This window comes from Rathayibacter sp. PhB151, assembly GCF_004366415.1.
Taxonomy (GTDB): Bacteria; Actinomycetota; Actinomycetes; order Actinomycetales; family Microbacteriaceae; genus Rathayibacter; species Rathayibacter festucae.
This window is the reverse complement of the sequence record NZ_SOEN01000006.1, coordinates 226,789-247,731: the sequence shown is the minus strand read 5'-3', so window position 1 is coordinate 247,731 and position 20,943 is coordinate 226,789. Positions and strand designations below refer to the sequence as shown.

The following is a 20,943-nucleotide window of genomic DNA, read 5'->3' as shown; positions in this document are numbered from 1 at the left end:
GGCTGCTCCGGTGACGCAGGTGGATCTCGATACGCCCGCTGCGCGGGCTACTCGATCAGCATGGCGCGGCGGTGCATGCTGGTCGAGTTGCTTCCGACGCTGGTCGGTCGCCGCTCGTCCGGGGCGTCGCTGAGCGGTCGCGGGCGGGGCCGCCGATAGGCTCGACAGGCTCATGAACCGGATCACCGTCGCACTCCTCGCCGCCTTCGACGCCGCGCTCTCGGCGCTGATCGGGCTCGCGATCCCGCTCGTGCCGCTGACGATCCTCTGGGCCGTCCAGTACGACACGGCGGTCGACTGGAGCGTCTTCTGGCGCGTCGCCGCGGACGCCTGGCTGCTCGGCCACGGCGCGGATCTGCAGGCCGCCTTCGCCCCCGACTCCCCGCTGGCGCTCGGACTCCCGGACGGCGGGCAGCCCTTCGCGATCACGATCGCGCCGCTCGCGTTCGCGCTCCTCGCGATCCTGCTGGGCGCCCGCACGGGCCGCCGCGCGCAGGAGTCGCCCTACCGCCTCCTCGGGATCGGCTCGGCGATCGCCACCTACCTCCTCGTCGCGCTGCTGGTCACCCTCGGCGCGACCACCGACGTCGCCCGGATCGACGTCCTGCAGGGCACGCTGCTCCCGCCGCTCGTCTTCGGACTCGGCGTGGTGATCGGAGCCGCGACCCACTCGGCCAGGAGCGGCGAGCGCGACCCGATCGGCGACTTCGCCGACCGGACGCTGCACCGCCTGCCCGAGCCGGCCGCGCCGCTCGTCCTCGCCTCGCTGCGCGGCGGCACGCTCGCGGCGGCCGGCGTGATCGGGGTCGCCGGCGTGCTCGTCGCGGTGCTGCTGGTCGCCGACTACGCCGCCGTCGTCGCGCTCTACGAGGGTCTCGGCGGTGAGGCCCTCGGCGGCCTGGTGCTGACGCTCGGGCAGCTGGCGATCCTCCCGAACCTGGTGATCTGGGCGGCGAGCTGGCTGATCGGGCCTGGCTTCGCCCTCGGCGCCGGCTCGTCCGTCGCACCCGCTGGGACCCTCCTCGGCCCGATCCCCTCGATCCCGGTGCTCGCGGCGCTGCCGCAGGGCGAGCTCGCCTTCGCCTTCCTCGGCCTGCTGGTGCCGCTGCTCGCCGGCTTCCTCGCCGGCTGGCGGCTGCGCGCGGAGGTCGTCGACGGGCTCGACGGGCGGTCACTGCTGCGCTGGGGTGCGGCCGCGGCAGGCGGCATCGGTGTGGTCGGCGGTCTGCTGCTCGGGCTGCTCGCCTGGTTCTCGGCCGGAGCCGCCGGGCCGGGGCGCCTCGTCCAGGTCGGGCCCGATCCGCTGCTCGTCGGCGCGTTCGCGGCGCTCGAGCTGGCGCTCGCCGCGGGTCTCGGACTGGCCGCCGGCCGCATCCGCCGGGCCTGACCGCCGGGCCCGACCGCCGGTGGTCGCCGCGGAGGCGTCCCCCTAGACTTGCGCAGTGCTGAAGTTGGTCGTCCTCATCTCCGGCGGTGGCTCCAATCTCCGCGCGCTGCTCGAGGCGACGCGCGACGACCGCTTCCCCGCCCGCGTCGTGGCGGTCGGCAGCGACACCGACGCCGACGGCCTGCGCCACGCCGAGGCGCACGACGTCCCCTCCTTCACCGTGACGCCCGGCGCCTTCGCCTCCCGCGACGCCTGGGGCGCGGAGCTGCTCGAGCAGATCCAGGGCTGGCAGCCCGACCTCGTCGTCTGCGCCGGCTTCATGCGGATTCTGCCGCCCGTCGTCGTCGACGCCCTCAGCCCGCGGATGATCAACACGCACCCCGCCCTGCTGCCGCTCTTCCCCGGCGCGCACGCCGTGCGCGACGCCCTCGCCGCTGGCGCCACCGAGACCGGAGTGACGGTGCACGTCATCGACACCGGCGTCGACACCGGCCCGGTCATCGCCCAGGAGAGCCTCGCCGTGCTCCCCGGCGAGAGCGAGCACGCGCTGCACGAGCGCATCAAGACCATCGAGCGTCGCCTGCTGGTGCAGACGGTGCTCGACATCGCCCACGGAAACGTCGATCTCGAGGAGCTCGCCCGCGCATGAGCATCACCGCACACGACCCCAGCAGCTACGACGACCGCGACGTCGTCCCCGTCCGCCGGGCGCTGATCTCGGTCAGCGACAAGACCGGACTGCTCGAGCTCGCCTCGGCGCTGGCCGGCGCCGGCGTCGAGCTGGTCTCCACCGGCTCGACCGCCGCGACCATCCGCGACGCAGGCCACTCGGTCACCGACGTCTCGGCCGTGACCGGCTTCCCCGAGTCGCTCGACGGCCGGGTGAAGACCCTGCACCCCGGCGTGCACGCGGGCATCCTCGCCGACGTGCGCCTCGCCTCGCACCGGGAGCAGCTCGAGCAGCTCGAGATCGCGCCGTTCGAGCTCGTCGTGGTGAACCTGTACCCGTTCCGCGAGACCGTCGCCGGCGGCGCCGACGCGCCGACCGTGGTCGAGAACATCGACATCGGCGGCCCCGCGCTCGTCCGCGCCTCGGCGAAGAACCACGCGAATGTGGCGATCGTCGTCGATCCGGCCGACTACGCCGGCATCGTCGCCGCTCTCGGCACCGGCGGCACCACCCTCGCCGCCCGCCGGACGCTCGCCGCGCGCGCCTTCGCGCACACCGCCTCCTACGACTCCGCCGTCGCCGCCTGGTTCGCCGGGCAGGAGGCGGGCGGCGAGTCCGAGTTCCCCGGATCGGTCGAGATCCGCGGCACCCGGCAGCAGGTGCTCCGCTACGGCGAGAACTCGCACCAGAAGGCCGCGCTCTACGTCTCGCCCGACGGCACCGGTATCGCCCAGGCGCGCCAGCTGCACGGCAAGGAGATGTCGTACAACAACTTCGTCGACGCCGACGCGGCCGTCCGCGCGGCCTACGACTTCGTCCTCCCCGCCGTCGCGATCATCAAGCACGCCAACCCGTGCGGCATCGCGATCGCCGGCGCGAAGGCGATCGACCCGATCGCGTCCGCGCACCGCCGCGCCCACGAGTGCGACCCGGTGTCCGCCTTCGGCGGCGTCATCGCGGCGAACCGGACCGTCACCCTCGCCATGGCCGAGACGGTGAAGGAGATCTTCACCGAGGTCCTCGTCGCCCCCGGCTTCGAGCCCGAGGCCCTCGAGGTGCTGAAGACCAAGAAGAACCTGCGCCTCCTGCAGCTCCCCGACTTCTACGCCCCCGTCGAGACCGAGTTCAAGCAGATCTCCGGCGGCATCCTGCTGCAGGAGCCCGACCGCTTCGTCGGCGGCCCCGGCGAGGTCAGCTCCGGCTGGGAGCTCGTCGCCGGCGAGCCCGCCGACGCGGACACGATGCTCGACCTCGAGTTCGCCTGGAAGGCTTGCCGCGCCGTCAAGTCCAACGCGATCCTGCTCGCCAAGGGCGGCGCCTCCGTCGGCGTCGGCATGGGCCAGGTCAACCGCGTCGACTCCTGCCACCTCGCGGTCTCCCGCGCCGGCGACCGCGCCCCCGGCTCCGTCGCCGCCTCCGACGCGTTCTTCCCCTTCGCCGACGGCCTCGAGGTCCTCCTCGCCGCCGGCGTGAAGGCCGTCGTCCAGCCCGGCGGCTCCGTCCGCGACCCCGAGGTCATCGAGGCCGCGAAGCGCGCCGGCGTCACCATGTACACGACGGGGGAGCGGCACTTCTTCCACTGAGCGCCGCAGGCGCTCAGTGGGCGCCTTCTTCCACGCCGCTCCCTGCGCGGCGTGGCGCGGTCGGCCTCCTGGGGTGGTGCGTTCCGCAGAGCGGGTCGCGTCGGCCGCCGCGGGAATAGCTTGGCACGCGATCCCCGCCGAGCGCCCTCTCCCTTGCGGGAGTCGGGGTCTCGACGTGACACGCGCCACTCCTCAGAAGTTGCGGTAGTGGGCTGCGACTACCGCAACTTCTGCGGAGTGAACGGCTTCCGAGCGTGGAGGAGCCGCCCCGCTCTCCAGGAGTTGTCGTAGTCGGGCGTCGAGTGCGACAACTTCTGCGTCTTCGGGGGAGCGGACCCGGTGCGCGCCGCCACTCTCCAAAAGTTGCGGTAGCGGAGCGCGACTACCGCGACTTCTGCTGAGTCGACGGCTTCCGAGCGTGGAGCAGCCGCTCCGCTCTCCAGGAGTTGTCGTAGTGGGGCGTCGGGTACGACGACTTCTGCGTACTGGCGGCGCGAGGCGGGCGGGCGGCTTCACTCCGCGGACGTTGCGGTAGCGGGGCGCGAGTACCGCACCTTTCGCGGAGTCGGTGTCCGGCGAGTGCGGGCCGGGTGCTCCACTCGCGAGAAGTTGCGGTAGCGGGATGCGACTACCGCAACTTGTGCTGAGTGGGTGGGCTCCGGGCGCGGGCCGGCGTCTCCGCTCGCCAGGAGTTGTCGTAGTGGGGGTCGACTACGACAACTCCTGCGCACTCGGGGAGGGGGCGCGCCGCGGCGCGGGGGCCCGGCTCTCAGACGGCTGAGAGGGTCCGGCCAGGAGCGGCAGGGGTGCGGGCGCGTAGGGTCTCCGGGTGCCCTCCGACTCGACGCTGAACGCGCCCACCGCTCCGACCGCCACCACCGCCCCGACCGTGGGGCGGCGCCTGCTGACGGCGCTCGCCGCCGCGGCGGCCACGGCGGTCGCGGCCCACCTCGCCAACCTGCTCGCCTTCTTCATCGGCAACCAGCTGGCGCCGACGTCGATCCCGCAGGTCAACGCCTACTTCCTGCTCTCGAGCGTGCTCGCCTTCGTGGTGGTGCTCGTCCTCGCGGCGGCCGGACTGCTCGCCCGTGCCTGGACGGCGGCGATCGCCGGACTCGTCGCGGGGCTCGTCGGCGCCGTCTTCGGGACGCTCGTGCAGGCGAGCGCGAGCGGCACCCCGATCACCGGGGAGGTCTGGGGATCGATCGTCGCGACCTTCGGCGGGCTCAACCTCGTCTTCCTGCTCGCCTTCGTGATCGCCGCCGCGACCCTCGGCCACCGCATCGCCGTCGCATCGACACCTGCCCGCGCCCGGAAGTCCTCGGCCGCCGCCGCCCGTCCGGAGCGCCGCATCGCCCTCATCCGGCAGCCCGCGGACGACCTCGACGCCGGCGAGCTCACCCACCTCGAGCGCGTCCCCGTCGACCGGGTGAAGGCGCTGCAGCAGTGGGAGGAGTACGTCGACGCGCTCGAGGAGGCCGGCTGGGAGACCGTCCAGGTCGCCACGGCGCCCGAGCTGCCCGACTCCGTCTTCGTCGAGGACGCGCTGCTCGTCGTCGACGGGCATGCGGTCCTCACCCGCCCGGGCGCCGAGTCGCGCCGCGGCGAGGTCGACGGGGCGGAGGAGGCGGCCCGCGCCCTCGACCTGATCGTGCACCGGATCGAGGCGCCCGGCACCCTGGAGGGCGGCGACGTCCTCCGCGTCGGCTCCACCGTCTACGTCGGCCGCGGCGGCCGCACCAACGCCGAGGGCGTCGCGCAGCTGCGCGCGCTGCTCCGCCCGCTCGGCCTGAGCGTCGTCGCGGTCCCGCTCACCCGCGCCCTGCACCTCAAGAGCGCCGTCACCGCTCTGCCGGACGGCACCGTGATCGGCTGGGAGTCCGTCGTCGACGAGCCGCGGCTCTTCCCCTCCTTCCTGCCGATGCCGGAGGAGGGCGGCGCCCACGTGGTCGTGCTCGGCCCGGACACGCTGCTGATGGCGGCGTCCGCGCCGCGGAGCGCGGAGCTGCTCCGCGACCTCGGCTACCGCGTCGTGACGGTCGACATCTCGGAGTTCGAGAAGCTCGAGGGCTGCGTGACCTGCCTGTCGGTGCGCGTGCGCTGACAGCCTCGGCGCCGCTCGCGCGGGCTCGGTCGTGGAGGAGGGAGCGACCCGACGATCCGCGCCCGCGGTCGCCGAGCGGTGGACGCCGCCGAGGGACCGGGTATAGCCTGCAAGGCTGCCCAGAGGCCCGCAACGGGCCGGCGGCATCCCCGCCCTCGCGACGCCACGGTGCCGCAGGGCTCCGTCCTCCGTCGCGAAAGCCCTGCACCGTGCTCGCACAGTCCTCTCCGCCCGCCGCTCCGAAGCGTCCGAACACACTGCGCACCCTGCTGCGCCTGGTCCCGTTCGTCGGCGACGCGCTGCCGCGCCTGGTCGGCGGCATCGCGATCGCCCTCGTGGCGAGCCTCGTCTCGCTCGCGATCCCGATCGTGCTGCAGCAGCTGGTCGACGGCCCGCTCGGCGACGGTGCGACCGCCGCCGGCTCCGGCGACCTCGGCCCGCTGATCGGCCCCGTCGTCGTCGTGCTCCTGCTCGGCGTGCTCGAGGCCGCCGCGATCGCGCTGCGGCGCCGGATGGTGCTCACCCCGAGCACGCGGGTCGAGGCGCGGATGCGCACGGCGCTCTACCGCCAGCTCCAGGACCTGCCCGTCTCGTTCCACGACCGCTGGCAGAGCGGGCAGCTGCTCTCCCGCGCGATGAGCGACCTCAGCCTCATCCGCCGCTGGATCGCCTTCGGCTTCGTGCTGCTCGTCGTCAACGCGCTGACGATCGTCGTCGGCTTCGGTGTGCTCGTCTACTGGAACCCGATCCTCGGCGCGCTGTTCGTGGCCTGCTCCATCCCGGTCTGGATCTACGGGTTCGCCTTCGAGAAGCGCTACTCGAGCATCGCCCGCCGCAGCCAGGACCAGGCCGGCGACCTCGCCACCACGGTGGAGCAGTCGGTGCACGGCATCCGCGTCCTCAAGGCGTTCGGCCGCCACCAGCACGCGCTGGCCGGCTTCGCGGACCAGGCGGAGAAGCTGCGCGGCACGGAGGTGGAGAAGGCGAAGGCCATCGCGGGCATCTGGGTGGTCCTGCTGCTCATCCCGGACATCGCCTTCGCGCTCTGCCTCCTCGCCGGCGTCTGGCTGGCGGCCGACGGGCAGCTCAGCGTCGGCGAGCTCTTCGCCTTCTTCGCCACCGCGACCGTGCTGCGCTGGCCGGTGGAGTCGATCGGCTTCCTCCTCTCGATGACGTTCGACGCGCGCACCGCCGTCGACCGCTACTTCGAGGTGATGGACAGCCGCAACACGATCACCGACCCGGAGTCGCCCGCGACGATCGCGCGGCCGCTCGGCCGGGTGCGGTTCCGCGACGTGCACTTCCGCTACCAGGACGCGCCGGAGCGCTTCGCCGACCTCCTCGACGGCGTCGACCTCGAGGTCGAGCCCGGCGAGACGATGGCGCTCGTCGGCCTCACCGGCTCGGGCAAGACGACGCTCACCGCCCTGCTGCCGCGCCTCTACGACGTGACCGGCGGAGCTATCGAGATCGACGGAGTGGACGTGCGGCACCTCCGGCGCGACGAGCTGCGCTCCCACGTCGGCATGGCCTTCGAGGACGCGACGCTGTTCTCCACCTCGGTGCGCGAGAACGTGCTGCTCGGCCGCCCCGACGCCTCGGAGGCGGAGCTGCTCGAGGCGCTCGAGATCGCGCAGGCGGACTTCGTGCACTCCCTGCCGAACGGGCTCGACACCACCGTCGGCGAGGAGGGGATGAGCCTCTCCGGCGGCCAGCGCCAGCGGCTCGCCCTGGCGCGCGCCATCGCGGCGCGACCCGCCGTCCTCGTCCTCGACGACCCGCTGTCGGCCCTCGACGTCGACACGGAGGCGCGGGTGGAGAAGGGCCTGCGCCGGGTGCTCGGCGACACCACCGCCCTGATCGTCGCGCACCGCCCCTCGACGGTGGCCCTCGCCGACCGCGTCGCCCTCCTCGAGGAGGGCCGCGTCACAGCGGTCGGCACCCACACCGAGCTGCTCGCGAGCAGCCCGCACTACCGCTTCGTCATCTCGAGCCTCGAGGAGGACGAGCTCGCCCGCCCCCGCGGCACCGAGCGCGTCGGCTCCCGCCCGCGCGCCGAGGCCGAGCTGACGGACCTCACCGAGCTGGAGACCCGATCATGAGCACTCTCGGATCCACCGAGGAGCGCGACGACCTCACCCGCGCGGAGTCCGCGGCCCTGCGCCGGCGCTCGCTCGCGCTCCTGGGATCGCTGCTGCGCCCGCTGCGGATGCGCCTCGTGCTGACCGCGGTCGTCGTGGTCGTCTCGACCGCAGCCCAGGTCGCCGGACCGGCGCTGATCGCACTGGGCATCGACAACGGCCTGCCCGCCGTGCTCGACGGCGATGCGACCCCGCTCGCCCTCACCGTGATCGCGTACGTCCTGACCGGTGTCATCGGCGCGGTCCTCGTCGCCTGGTACACGGTGCTGTCGGCCCGGGTGAGCCAGGCGATCCTGATCGACCTGCGCAAGCGCGTCTTCCTGCACACCCAGAAGCTGAGCCTGGAGTTCCACGAGAACTACACCTCCGGCCGGATCATCTCCCGGCAGACCAGCGACCTCGACTCGATCCGCGAGCTGCTCGACTCCGGGATCAACCAGCTCGTGCAGGGCGCCCTCTACATGGGCTTCGTCGCCATCGCGCTGGTCTCGCTCGACGGCGTCAGCGGCCTCGTGCTCGCCTGTGCCCTCGTGCCGCTGGCGATCCTGACCCGCTGGTTCCAGAAGCGCTCGCAGTCGCTCTTCCGCGGCACCCGCGTCGCGTCGTCCCGCCTGATCGTGCAGTTCGTCGAGACGATGACGGGCATCCGCGCCGTGCAGACCTTCCGCACCCAGGAGCGCAACGAGTCGGCCTTCGGCGTCGTCGTCGAGCGCTACCGGGTCGCCTACAAGAAGGTCTTCGGCGTCTTCGGCACCTTCGACCCCGGTCTCGTCCTGATCGGCAACGTCACCATGGCGGCCGTGCTCTTCTTCGGCGGGATGCGCGTGCTCGACGGCGGTCTCGAGATCGGCGCCCTGCTCGGCGTCCTGCTCTACACGCGGCGGTTCTTCGCGCCGGTGCAGGAGATGGCGATGTTCTACAACTCCTACCAGTCCGCGGCGGCCGCGCTCGAGAAGATCTCGGGCGTCCTCGCGGAGGAGCAGAGCGTGCCCGACCCGGCGCACCCCGTCGACCTGCGCGAGGCGCGCGGCGCCCTCGGCTTCGAGGGCGTCCGATTCGCCTACACGACCGACCGCGAGGTCCTGCCACGCTTCGATCTGCGGATCCCCGCGGGTCAGACGATCGCGCTGGTCGGTTCGACCGGCGCGGGCAAGTCGACGCTCGCGAAGCTCGTCTCGCGGTTCTACGACCCGACCGACGGAGTGGTGACCCTCGACGGCGTCGACCTCCGGCAGCTGCACCCGAAGGACCTGCGCCGCGCGATCGTGATGGTGACCCAGGAGGCGTACCTCTTCTCCGGCTCCGTCGCGGACAACATCGCGATCGGCCGGCCCTCGGCCTCCTACGACGAGATCGTCGACGCGGCGAAGGCGGTCGGCGCGCACGCGTTCATCCAGGCGCTGCCCGACGGCTACGACACCGACGTGAACAAGCGCGGCGGGCGGGTCTCGGCCGGGCAGCGCCAGCTGATCTCGTTCGCGCGGGCGTTCCTGGCGGACCCGGCGGTGCTGATCCTCGACGAGGCGACCTCCTCGCTCGACATCCCGAGCGAGCGGCTGGTGCAGCTCGGCCTGCAGACGCTGCTCGCCGACCGGACCGCGGTGATCATCGCGCACCGGCTGTCGACGGTCGCGATCGCCGACCGGGTGCTGGTGATGGAGCACGGCCGCATCGTCGAGGACGGGACGCCGGAGGCGCTGATCGCGGGCGACGGCCGCTTCGCGACCCTGCACGCGGCCTGGCGGGACTCGCTGGTCTGAGCCGGAGGGTCCGCCGCCGTGGTCAGGGGGTCCAGCGTGCGGCGCGGACGTCCACCCGGTAGCCGCTCGGCGTCGTGACGAGCGGCGTGCCCTCGCGCTCGTAGTGCTCGCGGGCGCGGTCCTCGTGCCCGATCGCGGGGGCGCCGCCGGAGCGGACCACCCGCCACCAGGCGACGTCGGAGCCGTAGCGGGCGAGCACCGTGCCGACGGCGCGGGCGGCGCGGGTGCCGAGCACCGCGGCGATCTCTCCGTAGGCCATCACACGGCCGGGCGGGATCGCGTCGACGACGGCGAGGACCGCCGAGACGAAGTCGGCGGGATCCGGGTCGGCGGGGGCGGCCGCCGGAGTGCCGGTCAGAGCTTCAGCGCCCCGATGTTCTCGCCGTACGGGGTCTCGCCGATGACCTCGAAGCCGATCCAGCGGAAGAACTGCTCGGGGCCGTCGGCGCCGGACTCCCAGATCACGGTGAGGGTGTCGAAGCCGCGGGCGCGCGCCTCGTCGGCGGCGGCGCGGACCGCGAAGGTCCCGACGCCGCGGCCCTGCTTGGCCGCGTCGATGTTGATCCGCCAGATGCAGCTGCGGAACTCCTCCGGCGCCTGCGGGTCGAAGTGCGCGTGGATGAAGCCGACGAGCTCGTCGCCGTCGAGGATCGCCCGCTGCCAGGCGGCGCCCGGGTCGATCACGGCGGCGGCCGCGGAGTACGACTCCGGTGCGACGAACTGCTCCTGACCCGGTTTGAGGCTCAGTCCGTTCACGGCGGAGATGTTCGCGGCCGACAGCTCTTCCAGGCGGAGGTCACTCATGCCGCCCAATCTAGCGGCCCGGCTCGGCGGCGGTCATCCTCCTCGCGGACGAGCGTCGCGGCGCGCACGGTCCGGGACCGGGTCACCTCCGGAACTGTCTCGACGTCGAGACAGTTCCGGCCTCGGGTAGGCTGGTCGAGGCCGTCTGGAGCGGCCGCGGAGCCACCCGTCCCTCGCAGCAGCGGGGCGGTGCAACGAGACCCTGGGAGTGCAATGTCGAAGATCAAGGTTGAAGGAACCGTCGTCGAGCTCGACGGCGACGAGATGACGCGGATCATCTGGCAGAAGATCAAGGACACCCTGATCCACCCGTACCTCGACGTGAACCTCGAGTACTACGACCTCGGCATGGAGTACCGCGACCAGACCGACGACCAGGTCACGATCGACGCCGCCCACGCCATCCAGAAGCACGGTGTCGGCGTCAAGTGCGCGACCATCACGCCCGACGAGGCGCGCGTCGAGGAGTTCGGCCTGAAGAAGATGTGGAAGTCGCCCAACGGCACGATCCGCAACATCCTCGGCGGCGTCATCTTCCGCGAGCCGATCATCATCTCGAACATCCCGCGTCTGGTGCCCGGCTGGAACAAGCCGATCATCATCGGCCGCCACGCCTTCGGCGACCAGTACCGCGCCACCGACTTCGTCTTCAAGGGCAAGGGCACGCTCACCGTCGAGTTCACCCCCGAGGACGGCTCCGAGCCGATGAAGTTCGAGGTCTACAAGGCCCCCGACGACGGCATCGCGCAGGTCCAGTACAACCAGGACTCGTCGATCCGCGACTTCGCCCGCTCCTCGCTCAACTACGGCCTGACCCGCAACTACCCGGTCTACCTCTCGACGAAGAACACGATCCTCAAGGCCTACGACGGCCGGTTCAAGGACATTTTCGAGGAGATCTTCGAGACCGAGTTCAAGGAGCGCTTCGAGGCAGCCGGCCTCACCTACGAGCACCGCCTCATCGACGACATGGTCGCCTCGGCCATGAAGTGGGAGGGCGGCTACGTCTGGGCCTGCAAGAACTACGACGGCGACGTCCAGTCCGACACCGTCGCGCAGGGCTTCGGCTCGCTCGGCCTGATGACCTCGGTGCTCTCCACCCCCGACGGCAGCGTCGTCGAGGCGGAGGCGGCGCACGGCACCGTGACGCGCCACTACCGCCAGCACCAGGCCGGCAAGCCCACCTCGACGAACCCGATCGCCTCGATCTACGCCTGGACGCGCGGCCTCGCGCACCGCGGCAAGCTCGACGGCAACCAGGAGCTCATCGACTTCTCGCTGACCCTCGAGGACGTCGTCATCAAGACGGTCGAGTCCGGCAGCATGACGAAGGACCTCGCGCTCCTCGTCGGCCCGGACCAGGCCTGGCAGACGACCGAGGAGTTCCTCGCCACGCTCGACGAGAACCTCAAGGCGCGCATGGCGAGCTGATCTCCGGCTCGCACGAACGGCTCCGGCCCGCGGGAATCCTCGGATTCCCCGGGCCGGAGCCGTTTCCGCGTGCCGGGCACCGGCGGGGTGGCGGTCGGCGTCAGAGCACGCGCGCCAGCTGCTCCATCGCCGCGCGGGGGTCGTCGCCGACCGGCATGAGCACCGTGCTGGCCGCTCCGGCCGCGTGCAGCTCGTCGATCCGCGCGCGGGCCGTCTCCGGCGTCCCGACGACGGCGAGCCGGTCGACCCACTCGTCCGGCAGATCGCGGACGAAGGCGGCGCGATCGGCGCTCCGGGCGCGGAGCTGCGCGAACTCCGCGGCGAAGGGCAGCGGCTCGATGTGCGGCGCCCAGTCCGGCTCGCCGACCCACTCCAGCCCGGGCCGCACCGCTGCCCGCGCGGCGGCGGCGTCGTCCGAGACCGCCGCGACGTTGTAGGCGACGACGCGGCCCGGTGTGCCCATCTGCTCGCGGGCGCGGGCGAGGTACTCCGGAGCGACCGGCTCGGCGAGGATCGCCCCGTCGGCGATGCGCCCGGCCAGCTCGAGCGAGCGCGGTCCGCGCACCCCGGCCAGCAGCGGCGGCACGACCGGCGGGGGCGACTCGAGCCGCAGGCCGTCGACGTGGACGTAGCGGCCGTCACGGGTCACCTGCTCGCCGGCGAGCAGCGCGCGGATCGCGGCGAACTGCTCCGAGAGCAGGGTCAGCGGGCTCTTCGGCCAGACGCCGAGTCCGCGCATCCAGCCCGGCATGCCGTGGCCGATGCCCGCGTGGACGCGGCCGGGGAAGAGCTCGGCGAGGGTGCCGAGCTCCATCGCGGTGAACGCGGCGGTGCGGACCGCGGCGGGCAGGATGCCGATGCCGACGACGATCCGCTCGGTCGCGGCGAGGACGGCCGCGGCCTGGGCGACGCCGCCGCGGAAGCCGAGGTCCTCGACGACCCAGAGCTCGTCGAAGCCGAGCTCCTCGGCCCGGCGGGCGTAGGGCAGGACCTCGGCGGCGGGGAGATCGCGGGGGAGCAGGACGCCGACGGCGGCGTCGGGATTCGGGGTGCGCATCCCGCCAGCGTAGGACCGGCAGGGGTGGGGTCCCCGAAATGGGGGCACCGGGATCACCGGACATCGGACGCCGCTGTCACCCGGACAAGGACTTCGTTACCTGTTCGTAACAGAGCCGGGCGATCCAGTTCGTAGGGTCGACTCTGTGCGAGAACCGATCCGGTTCTCAGCAACTGTGAGTAAAGGACATCGATTGCCGCTTCACTTGTCCCACCGTCCACCCGTCCGCCGCGCTGAGACGCGCATCCTCGCCGGCCTCGCCGTCCTCGGCATCGCCGCCTCCGGCGCCTTCGCCGTCTCGGCCGCCTCGGCCGCCCCGCTCGTCGGCGGGGCCGCTCTCGTCGGCGGACTCTCCACCCTCCAGACCTTCGACGACGGCGACTACGTCGTCACGCTCGTCGAGCCGTCCGCGGCGACCTACGAGGGCACCGACGCCCGCTTCGCCCGGACCGCTCCGGACGCGGGCGCGCAGCTGCAGGCCCGCTCGGCTCCGGTCGAGGACTACTCTGCTCACCTCGAGCAGCGGCAGGACGACGTCGCCGCCGCCGTCGACGCCGCGATCGGCTACCACTACACGGTCGCCCTCAACGGCTTCTCCGCCTCGCTCACCGCCGAGCAGGCGAGCGAGCTCGCCGGCCGCAAGGACGTCGCGCAGGTGCGGGAGCTCGAGGACCTGAAGCTCGACCGCGCCCGCGCCTCGACCACGTCGGCCCCCGGCGCCACCGCCGACGCCGTCATCCCCGTCCCGGACACCGGGCAGGAGTCCTCGACGAGCTTCCTCGGCCTCGAGGGCGACGGCGGAGTCTGGGACACCGTCGGCGGTGTCGAGAAGGCCGGCGAGGGCATCGTCGTCGGCGTCATCGACTCCGGCATCGCACCCGAGAACCCGTCCTTCGCGGGCGCTCCGCTGGCGACCTCCCCGGGCGCCGCTCCGTACACGGACGGCACGACCGTCCGCTACGCCAAGTCGGACGGCACCACCTTCGCCGGCTCCTGCTCGCCCGGCCTCGCCGGATCCGAGCAGTGGGACGGCGGCGAGTGCAACCAGAAGCTGATCGGCGCCCGCTGGTTCCTCGGCCAGAACGAGAAGGCCGGCTCGACCGACAACCCGGAGTACCGCTCGCCGCGCGACGCGGACGGCCACGGCTCGCACACCGCGAGCACGGCGGCCGGCAACGCCGACGTCGAGGCCTCGGTCGACGGCTACGACTACGGCACCATCTCCGGTGTCGCACCCGCCGCGAAGGTCGCCGCCTACAAGGTCTGCTGGAACGGCGCCGTGAACGGCACCGACGACGACGACTACTGCTCCGGCGAGGGCATCCTGGCCGCGATCAACGCGGCCGTCGCGGACGGCGTCGACGTCATCAACTTCTCGATCGGCGGCGGTTCCGCCGTCTCGACGCTGACCCCCTACGACGAGGCGTTCCTGAACGCCGCGGCAGCGGGTGTCTTCGTGGCCGCCTCGGCCGGCAACTCCGGCCCGGGCGTCTCGACCCTCGACCACGCCTCGCCCTGGTACACCACGGTCGCCGCGTCCTCGATCCCGACCTACACGGCCACCGCCACCCTCGGTGACGGCCAGGCCTTCGTCGGCGGATCGATCAGCGTGCACGACGACGTCACCGGCCCCCTCGTGAACAGCGCCGACGTCGTCGTCGCCGGGACCGAGAACGCCGACATCTGCGCGCCGGGCTCGCTCGACGCCGCGAAGGTCGCCGGGAAGATCGTCGCCTGCACCGCCGGCGTCACCGCGCGCGTCTCCAAGTCGGCCGAGGTCGACCGGGCCGGGGGCATCGGCATGCTGCTGCTGAACCCGTTCCCGAACGCCCTGCACGTCGACGACCACTCGGTCCCGAGCATCCAGATCGACTCGCAGGCCTACGACGCGATCACCGCGTACGCCGGCACCGCGGGCGCGACGGCGACGCTGACCGAGGGCAACGCGACCGGCACCGAGATCCCGGTGCCGCAGGTCGCGGGCTTCTCCTCGCGCGGACCGGCCGAGGCGGACGGCACGGACGTGCTCAAGCCCGACCTCACGGCGCCCGGCGTCGCGATCCTCGCCGACAGCTTCAACGCCGAGGGCGACGACCCCGCCTTCGCGTTCGAGTCCGGCACCTCGATGTCCTCCCCGCACATCGCGGGCCTCGCCGCCCTCATCCTGGGCGTGAGCCCGAACGCGTCGCCGTCGGCGGTCAAGTCGGCCATGATGACGACCTCGTACGACAGCGTCGACCAGTCGGGCGCCGCGTCCGACGACGTCTTCGCGCAGGGCGCCGGACACGTCGACCCGACCGCGTTCCTCGACCCCGGACTGCTCTACGAGAGCGGTACGAGCGACTGGATCGCGTTCCTCAAGGGAGCCGGCTACGTCTTCGCCGACCCCGAACTCGACGCGGTCGAGGCGATCGACCCGTCCGACCTCAACCAGGCCTCGATCGCGATCGGCGCCCTGGCCGGGACCCAGACGGTCACCCGCACGGTCACCTCGACCGAGGCCGGCAGCTACACCGCCGCCCTCGACATCCCCGGGATCGACGCCGTCGTCTCGCCGTCCACCCTCTCCTTCACCGGAGCGGGCCAGACCGCCGAGTACACGGTGACCTTCACGAGGACCGACGCCGAGCTCACCGAGTTCGCGACCGGCTACCTCACCTGGTCGAGCGCCGAGCACGAGGTGCGCAGCCCCGTGGCCGTGCGTCCCGTGCTGCTCGACGCGCCGTACGAGGTGTCGGGCTCCGGCTCGACCGGCTCGACGAGCGTCGAGATCATCCCCGGAATCGAGGGTGCGCTGCCGCTGACGCCGAGCGGTCTCGCGGTGGGAGTCCTCGCCGAGGACGCGACCGCGGCGGACGGCCACACCGGCACGCTGCCGCAGGGCGTGACGTTCGAGACGACCGTCGAGGTGCCCGAGGGCACCGAGTTCGCCCGGTTCGACCTCGACTCGCTCGATGACACGGCCGACCTCGATCTGACGGTCGCGCAGATCGTCGACGGGAAGCCGGTGCCCACGGCGACCAGCGCGACCGGCTCGGCCGACGAGCGGGTGGACCTCTACGCCCCCGAGGCCGGCAGCTACCTGGTCTCCGCGGACATCTACGCGGTGGGCGCGGAGCCGGAGGCGACCTTCGACCTCCGGAGCTTCCTCATCGCGGCGGACGGCGGCGAGGGCTCGCTGAGCACCGCGCCCGAGACCGTCGACGCGGTCCTGGGGGAGCCGACGAGCTACTCCGTGTCCTGGACCGGTCTCGCCGGCCCGGCGCAGTACCTGGGCAGCGTCGACTACGCGGACTCGGGTCTCCGGACCCTCGTCAGCGTCGACGTGACCGAGGCCTCGACGCCGGCTCCGACCGGGACGCCGACGGCCGGACCCACAGCCGAGCCGACCGCGACGCCGACCGCCGGACCGACGGCGACGCCGGCTCCGACCGGGACGCCGACCGCCGGACCGACCGCGCCTCCCGCGCCGACCTCCACGCCCACCGCCGGACCGGGCGCGCCCGGCCACGGCGCGGGCGGGCTGCCCTCCACCGGCTTCGGCGGCGGACTGCTCGGAGCGGGCGCCCTGGCGCTGATCGGCGCCGGAGCGGTGCTGACGGGACTGCGTCGCCGCGCACTCGCGCAGCGTGAGGCGGGCGCCGCGGAATAGCCCCCGCAGCCCGTCGCGACGGCCGCCCCGCACGCCCCTCCGGGGGCGGCGGGGCGGCCGTCGCTCGTTGCGCGCGGGATCTCGATACGCCCGCTGCGCGGGCTACTCGATCAGCATGGTGCGCCCGCTCTGCGGGCTGCTCGATCAGCATGGGTCGGAAGCCCTGGAGCTCCTCATGCTGGTCGAGTAGCCCCGGAGGGGCGTATCGAGACCCGCCGTCGTCTGCAGGGTGGTCTGCAGGCCACGGTCCTGATGGCGGTGGATCTCCATACGCCCGCTCCGCGGGCTATTCGATCAGCAAACGTGCACTCGCCCCGCGCCGTCAGCTCAGCGCGCGGCGCCCCGAGATCACGCCGGACACCACGGCGACCACGCCGAAGACGATCGCGACGACGGGCTGGCCGAGGTCGAGCCAGGCGAGGGCGGCGGCGCCCATGATCAGCAGCTCGATCAGCGAGCGGCCGTAGAGGTCGATCGCGAGGACGGCGCGCGGCGACAGGAAGAGCGCCCAGAGCAGGATCGCCAGCACCGGTGCGCCCACGCCGAAGACGATGCTCCACGGCAGATCCCAGGACAGGAAGCCCCACAGCCCGAGGCTGACGAACGCGAACAGCTCGAGCACGAGGCGCAGCACGTCGTTCGGCCCGACCCTCGGATCGGTCCGTGCAGTGCCCGCTGTCGCTCGATTCACGCGGACCATCGTATCCGCCCGCGGTGAGTCGCCCGAGAGGGCTCGTTCTCCCGCCCTGCGGGCAGCCGTTCCGGGCGACTCGACGCCGCGCGCCGGAGCAGCGCCGGGGTCAGTGGAAGATGATCGTGCGGGCGCCGTCGAGCAGCACGCGGTCCTCCGCGAACCACTTCACGGCCTGGGTGAGCGTGCGGCTCTCCTCGTCCTGCCCGATCGCGACCAGCTGTGCGGGGGAGTGCGAGTGGTCGACCCGCACCACGTTCTGCTCGATGATCGGGCCCTCGTCGAGGTCGCTCGTCACGAAGTGCGCGGTCGCGCCGATCAGCTTCACCCCGCGGGCGTGCGCCTGCTTGTAGGGGTTCGCGCCCTTGAAACCGGGCAGGAAGGAGTGGTGGATGTTGATCGCCCGGCCGGCCAGGCGCGCGCAGAGCTCGGGGGAGAGGATCTGCATGTAGCGGGCGAGGACGACCAGCTCGATGTCGTGCTCCTCGACGACCTCGACGACGCGGTCCTCGAAGGCGCGCTTGGTCTCGGGCGAGGTGACCGCGCGCGACTCGAACGGCACTCCGTAGAAGCCGGCCAGGTCCTCCAGGGTGGCGTGGTTCGAGAGGATCAGCGGGACGTCGATGGCGAGCTGCCCCGCACGCTGGCGGAAGAGCAGGTCGTTCACGCAGTGCCCCGCGGTCGAGGCGAGCAGCAGCGTGCGCAGCGGACGGCCGACGACGTCGAGCCGCCAGGTCATGCCGTAGTGCTCGGTGACGGGGAGCAGCGCGGCCTCGAACTCGTCGCGGGTGACGGGCGACTGCACCTGCAGGCGCATGAAGAAGCGGCCGGTGTCGGCGCTGGAGAACTGCTGGCTCTCGGTGATGTTGCCGCGGGCCTGCACCACCGCTCCCGAGACCGCGTGCACGATGCCGGGCAGGTCGGGGCAGGCGAAGGTGAGCGTCCAGTGGTTGCCGGGACCGTCGTCGGAGCCGCCGATCGCCGCGTCGGCGGGCGTTCGGGCGGGAGCGGGCGCGGCGGAATCGGTCTGCATCCGCTCAGGATATCGGCCGCCCGTTGCTACACTGGCCGCGTCGCGACTGGCGTTCGGATGGGTGACCATCAGGGAGCGGCACCCTCTCCGGAGACCTCTTCCGGACACTTTTCCTGCCGCTCGCCTGGGCCGGAACGGATACCGTTGTCCTGCGTGCCCGAGCGTGCCTCGTCGCCTCGCGGACGCCATCCGTTTCGCAGCCAAGGAGCGCACGTGTCCTCTTCTCCCGCCTCGAGCACCGCCAGCACCGGTGTCTCGGCCTCGTTCAACGAGCCCGTCTCCGTCGTCGATCCCGAGATCGCCGCCGTCCTGCAGCAGGAGCTCGACCGCCAGCGCGGCTACCTCGAGATGATCGCCAGCGAGAACTTCGTGCCGCGCGCGATCCTCGAGTCGCAGGGCTCGGTCCTCACCAACAAGTACGCCGAGGGCTACCCCGGCCGTCGCTACTACGGCGGCTGCGAGTTCGTCGACGTCGCCGAGCAGCTCGCGATCGACCGCGCCAAGGCCCTCTTCGGCGCCGAGTTCGCGAACGTCCAGCCGCACTCCGGCGCGACGGCCAACGCGGCGGCGCTCGCCGCCCTCGTCCAGCCGGGCGACACCATCCTCGGCCTCGAGCTGGCGCACGGCGGCCACCTCACCCACGGGATGAAGCTCAACTTCTCGGGCAAGCTCTACAACGCCACGGCGTACGGAGTCGACCCGCAGACCTTCCGCATCGACATGGACGCGGTCCGCGAGAAGGCCCTCGAGGTCCGCCCGCAGGTCCTGATCGCCGGCTGGTCGGCCTACCCGCGCCACCTCGACTTCGAGGCGTTCCGCGCGATCGCCGACGAGGTCGGCGCCAAGCTCTGGGTCGACATGGCCCACTTCGCCGGACTCGTCGCCGCGGGCCTGCACCCCTCGCCCGTGCCGTACGCCGACGTGGTGACCACCACGGTGCACAAGACGCTCGCCGGCCCCCGCTCCGGCCTCATCCTGGCCAAGCAGGAGTACGCCAAGAAGCTCAACTCCGCCGTCTTCCCGGGCCAGCAGGGCGGGCCGCTCATGCACGTCATCGCCGCGAAGGCCACCGCGTTCAAGCTCGCGGGCGAGCAGGAGTTCGCCGACCGCCAGGCGCGCACCATCCGCGGCGCGCAGATCCTCGCGGAGCGCCTGACGGCCGCGGACTCGAAGGCCGAGGGCATCGACGTGCTCACCGGCGGCACCGACGTGCACCTCGTGCTCGCCGACCTCCGCGACTCGCCGCTCGACGGCAAGCAGGCCGAGGACCGCCTGCACGAGGTCGGCATCACGGTCAACCGCAACGCCGTGCCGTTCGACCCGCGCCCGCCGATGGTCACCTCGGGCCTGCGGATCGGCACGCCCGCGCTCGCGACCCGCGGCTTCGGCGACGCCGAGTTCACCGTCGTGGCCGACGTCATCGCCGAGGCGCTCAAGCCCTCGGCCGACCTCGAGGCGCTGCGCGCCCGGGTCAAGGGGCTCACGGACGACTTCCCGCTGTACCCGGGGCTGTAGGCCGCACCGCTTCCCCGTGCTCGGCGGGGTCCGGAGCGCCGAGTGCGCCTCCGGACCCCGCCGAGCACTACTGCACGACAGGCGCGGGAGCGCCGACGAACGAGGAGTTGCACGATGACGGCACAGGTACTCGACGGCGTCGCGACCGCCGCGACGGTCAAGGCGGAGATCGCCGAGCGCGTGGCGGTGCTGCGCGAGAAGGGCGTCGTGCCCGGTCTCGGCACGCTGCTGGTCGGCGACGACCCGGCCTCGCGCTCCTACGTCGCGGGCAAGCACCGGGACTGCGCGGAGGTCGGGATCGAGTCGATCCGCGTCGACCTGCCCGCCACGGCCTCCGCGGAGGACATCCGCGCGGCCATCCGGCAGCTCAACGAGTCGGACTCGGTGACCGGCTACATCATCCAGCTGCCGCTGCCCAAGGGCATCGACGAGAACGCGATGCTCGAGCTGATGGACCCGGAGAAGGACGCCGACGGGCTGCACCCGACCAACCTCGGCCGGCTGGTGCTGGGCGTCGAGGGCGAGCTCGACAGCCCGCTGCCCTGCACGCCGAACGGCATCGTCGAGATGCTGAAGCGCCACGAGATCCCGATCTCGGGGAAGCACGTCGTCCTCGTCGGGCGCGGGCTCACGGTCGGCCGCCCGCTCGGGCTGCTGCTGACCCGCAAGGGGCTCGATGCGACGGTGACGCTGACGCACTCGCGGACGACGGATCTCGCTGCGGAGGTGCGGCGGGCGGACATCGTGGTCGCCGCCGTGGGCGTTCCGGGACTGATCGCGGCGGACTGGGTGAAGCCGGGCGCGGCCGTGCTCGACGTCGGGATCACGCGGGTCGAGAATCCGGAGACGGGGAAGGCGAAGCTGACCGGCGACGTCGCTCCCGGAGTCGCGGAGGTCGCGGGGTGGCTGTCGCCGGTGCCGGGCGGGGTCGGGCCGATGACGCGAGCGATGCTGATCCACAACGTGGTGGGGGCGGCGGAGCGGGCTCTTCGCTAGCTGGACGTCTGGTTGCTTGCTGCTGCCGTTCTGACGGGGGGAGGGGCGCGGGGGGGGGGGGGGGGGGGCGCACCCCCCCCCCCCGCGCCCCCCCCCCCCCCCCCCCCCGACCCCCCCCG

The 20,943-nt window shown here is 72.7% G+C and carries 15 protein-coding genes; 10 read left to right on the top strand and 5 right to left on the bottom strand.

Annotated features, from left to right (window positions below; all coding sequences use genetic code 11):
• Nucleotides 1–172: 172 nt before the first annotated feature.
• From EDF35_RS01765 to EDF35_RS01740, 6 genes are all read left to right on the top strand, one after another.
• Entirely contained in the window at nt 173–1,387 is a 1,215-nt protein-coding gene (locus tag EDF35_RS01765; protein WP_133960570.1) for a DUF6350 family protein, read from the top strand.
• Between the two features lie 55 nt (nt 1,388–1,442).
• Nucleotides 1,443–2,036: a phosphoribosylglycinamide formyltransferase gene (gene purN, locus EDF35_RS01760; protein ID WP_123702188.1), complete on the top strand. Its 594-nt coding sequence runs from the start codon at nt 1,443–1,445 to the stop codon at nt 2,034–2,036.
• A complete protein-coding gene (gene purH, locus EDF35_RS01755) occupies nt 2,033–3,640 on the top strand; it encodes a bifunctional phosphoribosylaminoimidazolecarboxamide formyltransferase/IMP cyclohydrolase (protein WP_133960569.1) in 1,608 nt (535 codons plus the stop codon). Before purN ends, purH begins: the two co-directional genes overlap by 4 nt.
• An 829-nt stretch (nt 3,641–4,469) precedes the next feature.
• On the top strand, nt 4,470–5,744 hold the full coding sequence (gene ddaH / locus EDF35_RS21360) for a dimethylargininase (RefSeq protein WP_279587512.1): 1,275 nt from the start codon (nt 4,470–4,472) through the stop codon (nt 5,742–5,744).
• 209 nt (nt 5,745–5,953) lie between these two features.
• Nucleotides 5,954–7,846, top strand: coding sequence for an ABC transporter ATP-binding protein (locus EDF35_RS01745; protein WP_133960568.1), 1,893 nt, complete (start codon nt 5,954–5,956; stop codon nt 7,844–7,846).
• Nucleotides 7,843–9,645 (top strand): ABC transporter ATP-binding protein, encoded by a 1,803-nt coding sequence (locus EDF35_RS01740; RefSeq protein WP_133960567.1) that lies wholly within the window; start codon nt 7,843–7,845, stop codon nt 9,643–9,645. The genes EDF35_RS01745 and EDF35_RS01740 overlap by 4 nt, the downstream gene beginning before the upstream one ends.
• A gap of 22 nt (nt 9,646–9,667) precedes the next feature.
• On the opposite strand, the gene EDF35_RS01735 is transcribed toward EDF35_RS01740, so the two are convergent.
• Entirely contained in the window at nt 9,668–9,904 is a 237-nt protein-coding gene (locus EDF35_RS01735; protein WP_243839815.1) for an MGMT family protein, read from the bottom strand.
• Nucleotides 9,905–9,999: 95 nt separating this feature from the next.
• Entirely contained in the window at nt 10,000–10,449 is a 450-nt protein-coding gene (locus EDF35_RS01730; protein ID WP_123445122.1) for a GNAT family N-acetyltransferase, read from the bottom strand.
• A gap of 213 nt (nt 10,450–10,662) precedes the next feature.
• Here EDF35_RS01730 and EDF35_RS01725 point away from each other — a divergent pair, with 213 nt between their 5' ends.
• Nucleotides 10,663–11,880: an NADP-dependent isocitrate dehydrogenase gene (locus EDF35_RS01725; protein ID WP_123445123.1), complete on the top strand. Its 1,218-nt coding sequence runs from the start codon at nt 10,663–10,665 to the stop codon at nt 11,878–11,880.
• Between the two features lie 100 nt (nt 11,881–11,980).
• On the opposite strand, the gene EDF35_RS01720 is transcribed toward EDF35_RS01725, so the two are convergent.
• Entirely contained in the window at nt 11,981–12,937 is a 957-nt protein-coding gene (locus EDF35_RS01720; protein WP_133960565.1) for an LLM class flavin-dependent oxidoreductase, read from the bottom strand.
• Nucleotides 12,938–13,142: 205 nt separating this feature from the next.
• Between EDF35_RS01720 and EDF35_RS01715 the strand changes: the two genes are divergently transcribed.
• Nucleotides 13,143–16,589: a S8 family serine peptidase gene (locus EDF35_RS01715; protein WP_133960564.1), complete on the top strand. Its 3,447-nt coding sequence runs from the start codon at nt 13,143–13,145 to the stop codon at nt 16,587–16,589.
• Nucleotides 16,590–16,911: 322 nt separating this feature from the next.
• On the opposite strand, the gene EDF35_RS01710 is transcribed toward EDF35_RS01715, so the two are convergent.
• Nucleotides 16,912–17,280: a YrdB family protein gene (locus EDF35_RS01710; RefSeq protein WP_243839814.1), complete on the bottom strand. Its 369-nt coding sequence runs from the start codon at nt 17,278–17,280 to the stop codon at nt 16,912–16,914.
• Between the two features lie 109 nt (nt 17,281–17,389).
• Nucleotides 17,390–18,313, bottom strand: a complete 924-nt coding sequence (purU, locus tag EDF35_RS01705) for a formyltetrahydrofolate deformylase (RefSeq protein WP_133961463.1) — start codon at nt 18,311–18,313, stop codon at nt 17,390–17,392.
• A gap of 213 nt (nt 18,314–18,526) precedes the next feature.
• On the opposite strand from purU, the gene glyA reads away from it, so the two are divergent.
• The gene (gene glyA, locus EDF35_RS01700; protein ID WP_208322997.1) at nt 18,527–19,828 is read left to right on the top strand and encodes a serine hydroxymethyltransferase; all 1,302 of its coding nucleotides are present in this window, start codon (nt 18,527–18,529) and stop codon (nt 19,826–19,828) included.
• Between the two features lie 114 nt (nt 19,829–19,942).
• Nucleotides 19,943–20,824 (top strand): bifunctional methylenetetrahydrofolate dehydrogenase/methenyltetrahydrofolate cyclohydrolase, encoded by an 882-nt coding sequence (locus EDF35_RS01695; protein WP_133960562.1) that lies wholly within the window; start codon nt 19,943–19,945, stop codon nt 20,822–20,824.
• Nucleotides 20,825–20,943: the final 119 nt, after the last annotated feature.

Coding starts and splice junctions, on each gene's coding strand:
- EDF35_RS01765 (WP_133960570.1), top strand. CDS start 173: ATGAACCGGATCACCGTCGCACTCCTCGCCGCCTTCGACGCCGCGCTC.
- purH (WP_133960569.1), top strand. CDS start 2,033: ATGAGCATCACCGCACACGACCCCAGCAGCTACGACGACCGCGACGTC.
- EDF35_RS01740 (WP_133960567.1), top strand. CDS start 7,843: ATGAGCACTCTCGGATCCACCGAGGAGCGCGACGACCTCACCCGCGCG.
- EDF35_RS01735 (WP_243839815.1), bottom strand. CDS start 9,904: ATGGCCTACGGAGAGATCGCCGCGGTGCTCGGCACCCGCGCCGCCCGC.
- EDF35_RS01730 (WP_123445122.1), bottom strand. CDS start 10,449: ATGAGTGACCTCCGCCTGGAAGAGCTGTCGGCCGCGAACATCTCCGCC.
- EDF35_RS01725 (WP_123445123.1), top strand. CDS start 10,663: ATGTCGAAGATCAAGGTTGAAGGAACCGTCGTCGAGCTCGACGGCGAC.
- EDF35_RS01720 (WP_133960565.1), bottom strand. CDS start 12,937: ATGCGCACCCCGAATCCCGACGCCGCCGTCGGCGTCCTGCTCCCCCGC.
- purU (WP_133961463.1), bottom strand. CDS start 18,313: ATGCAGACCGATTCCGCCGCGCCCGCTCCCGCCCGAACGCCCGCCGAC.
- EDF35_RS01695 (WP_133960562.1), top strand. CDS start 19,943: ATGACGGCACAGGTACTCGACGGCGTCGCGACCGCCGCGACGGTCAAG.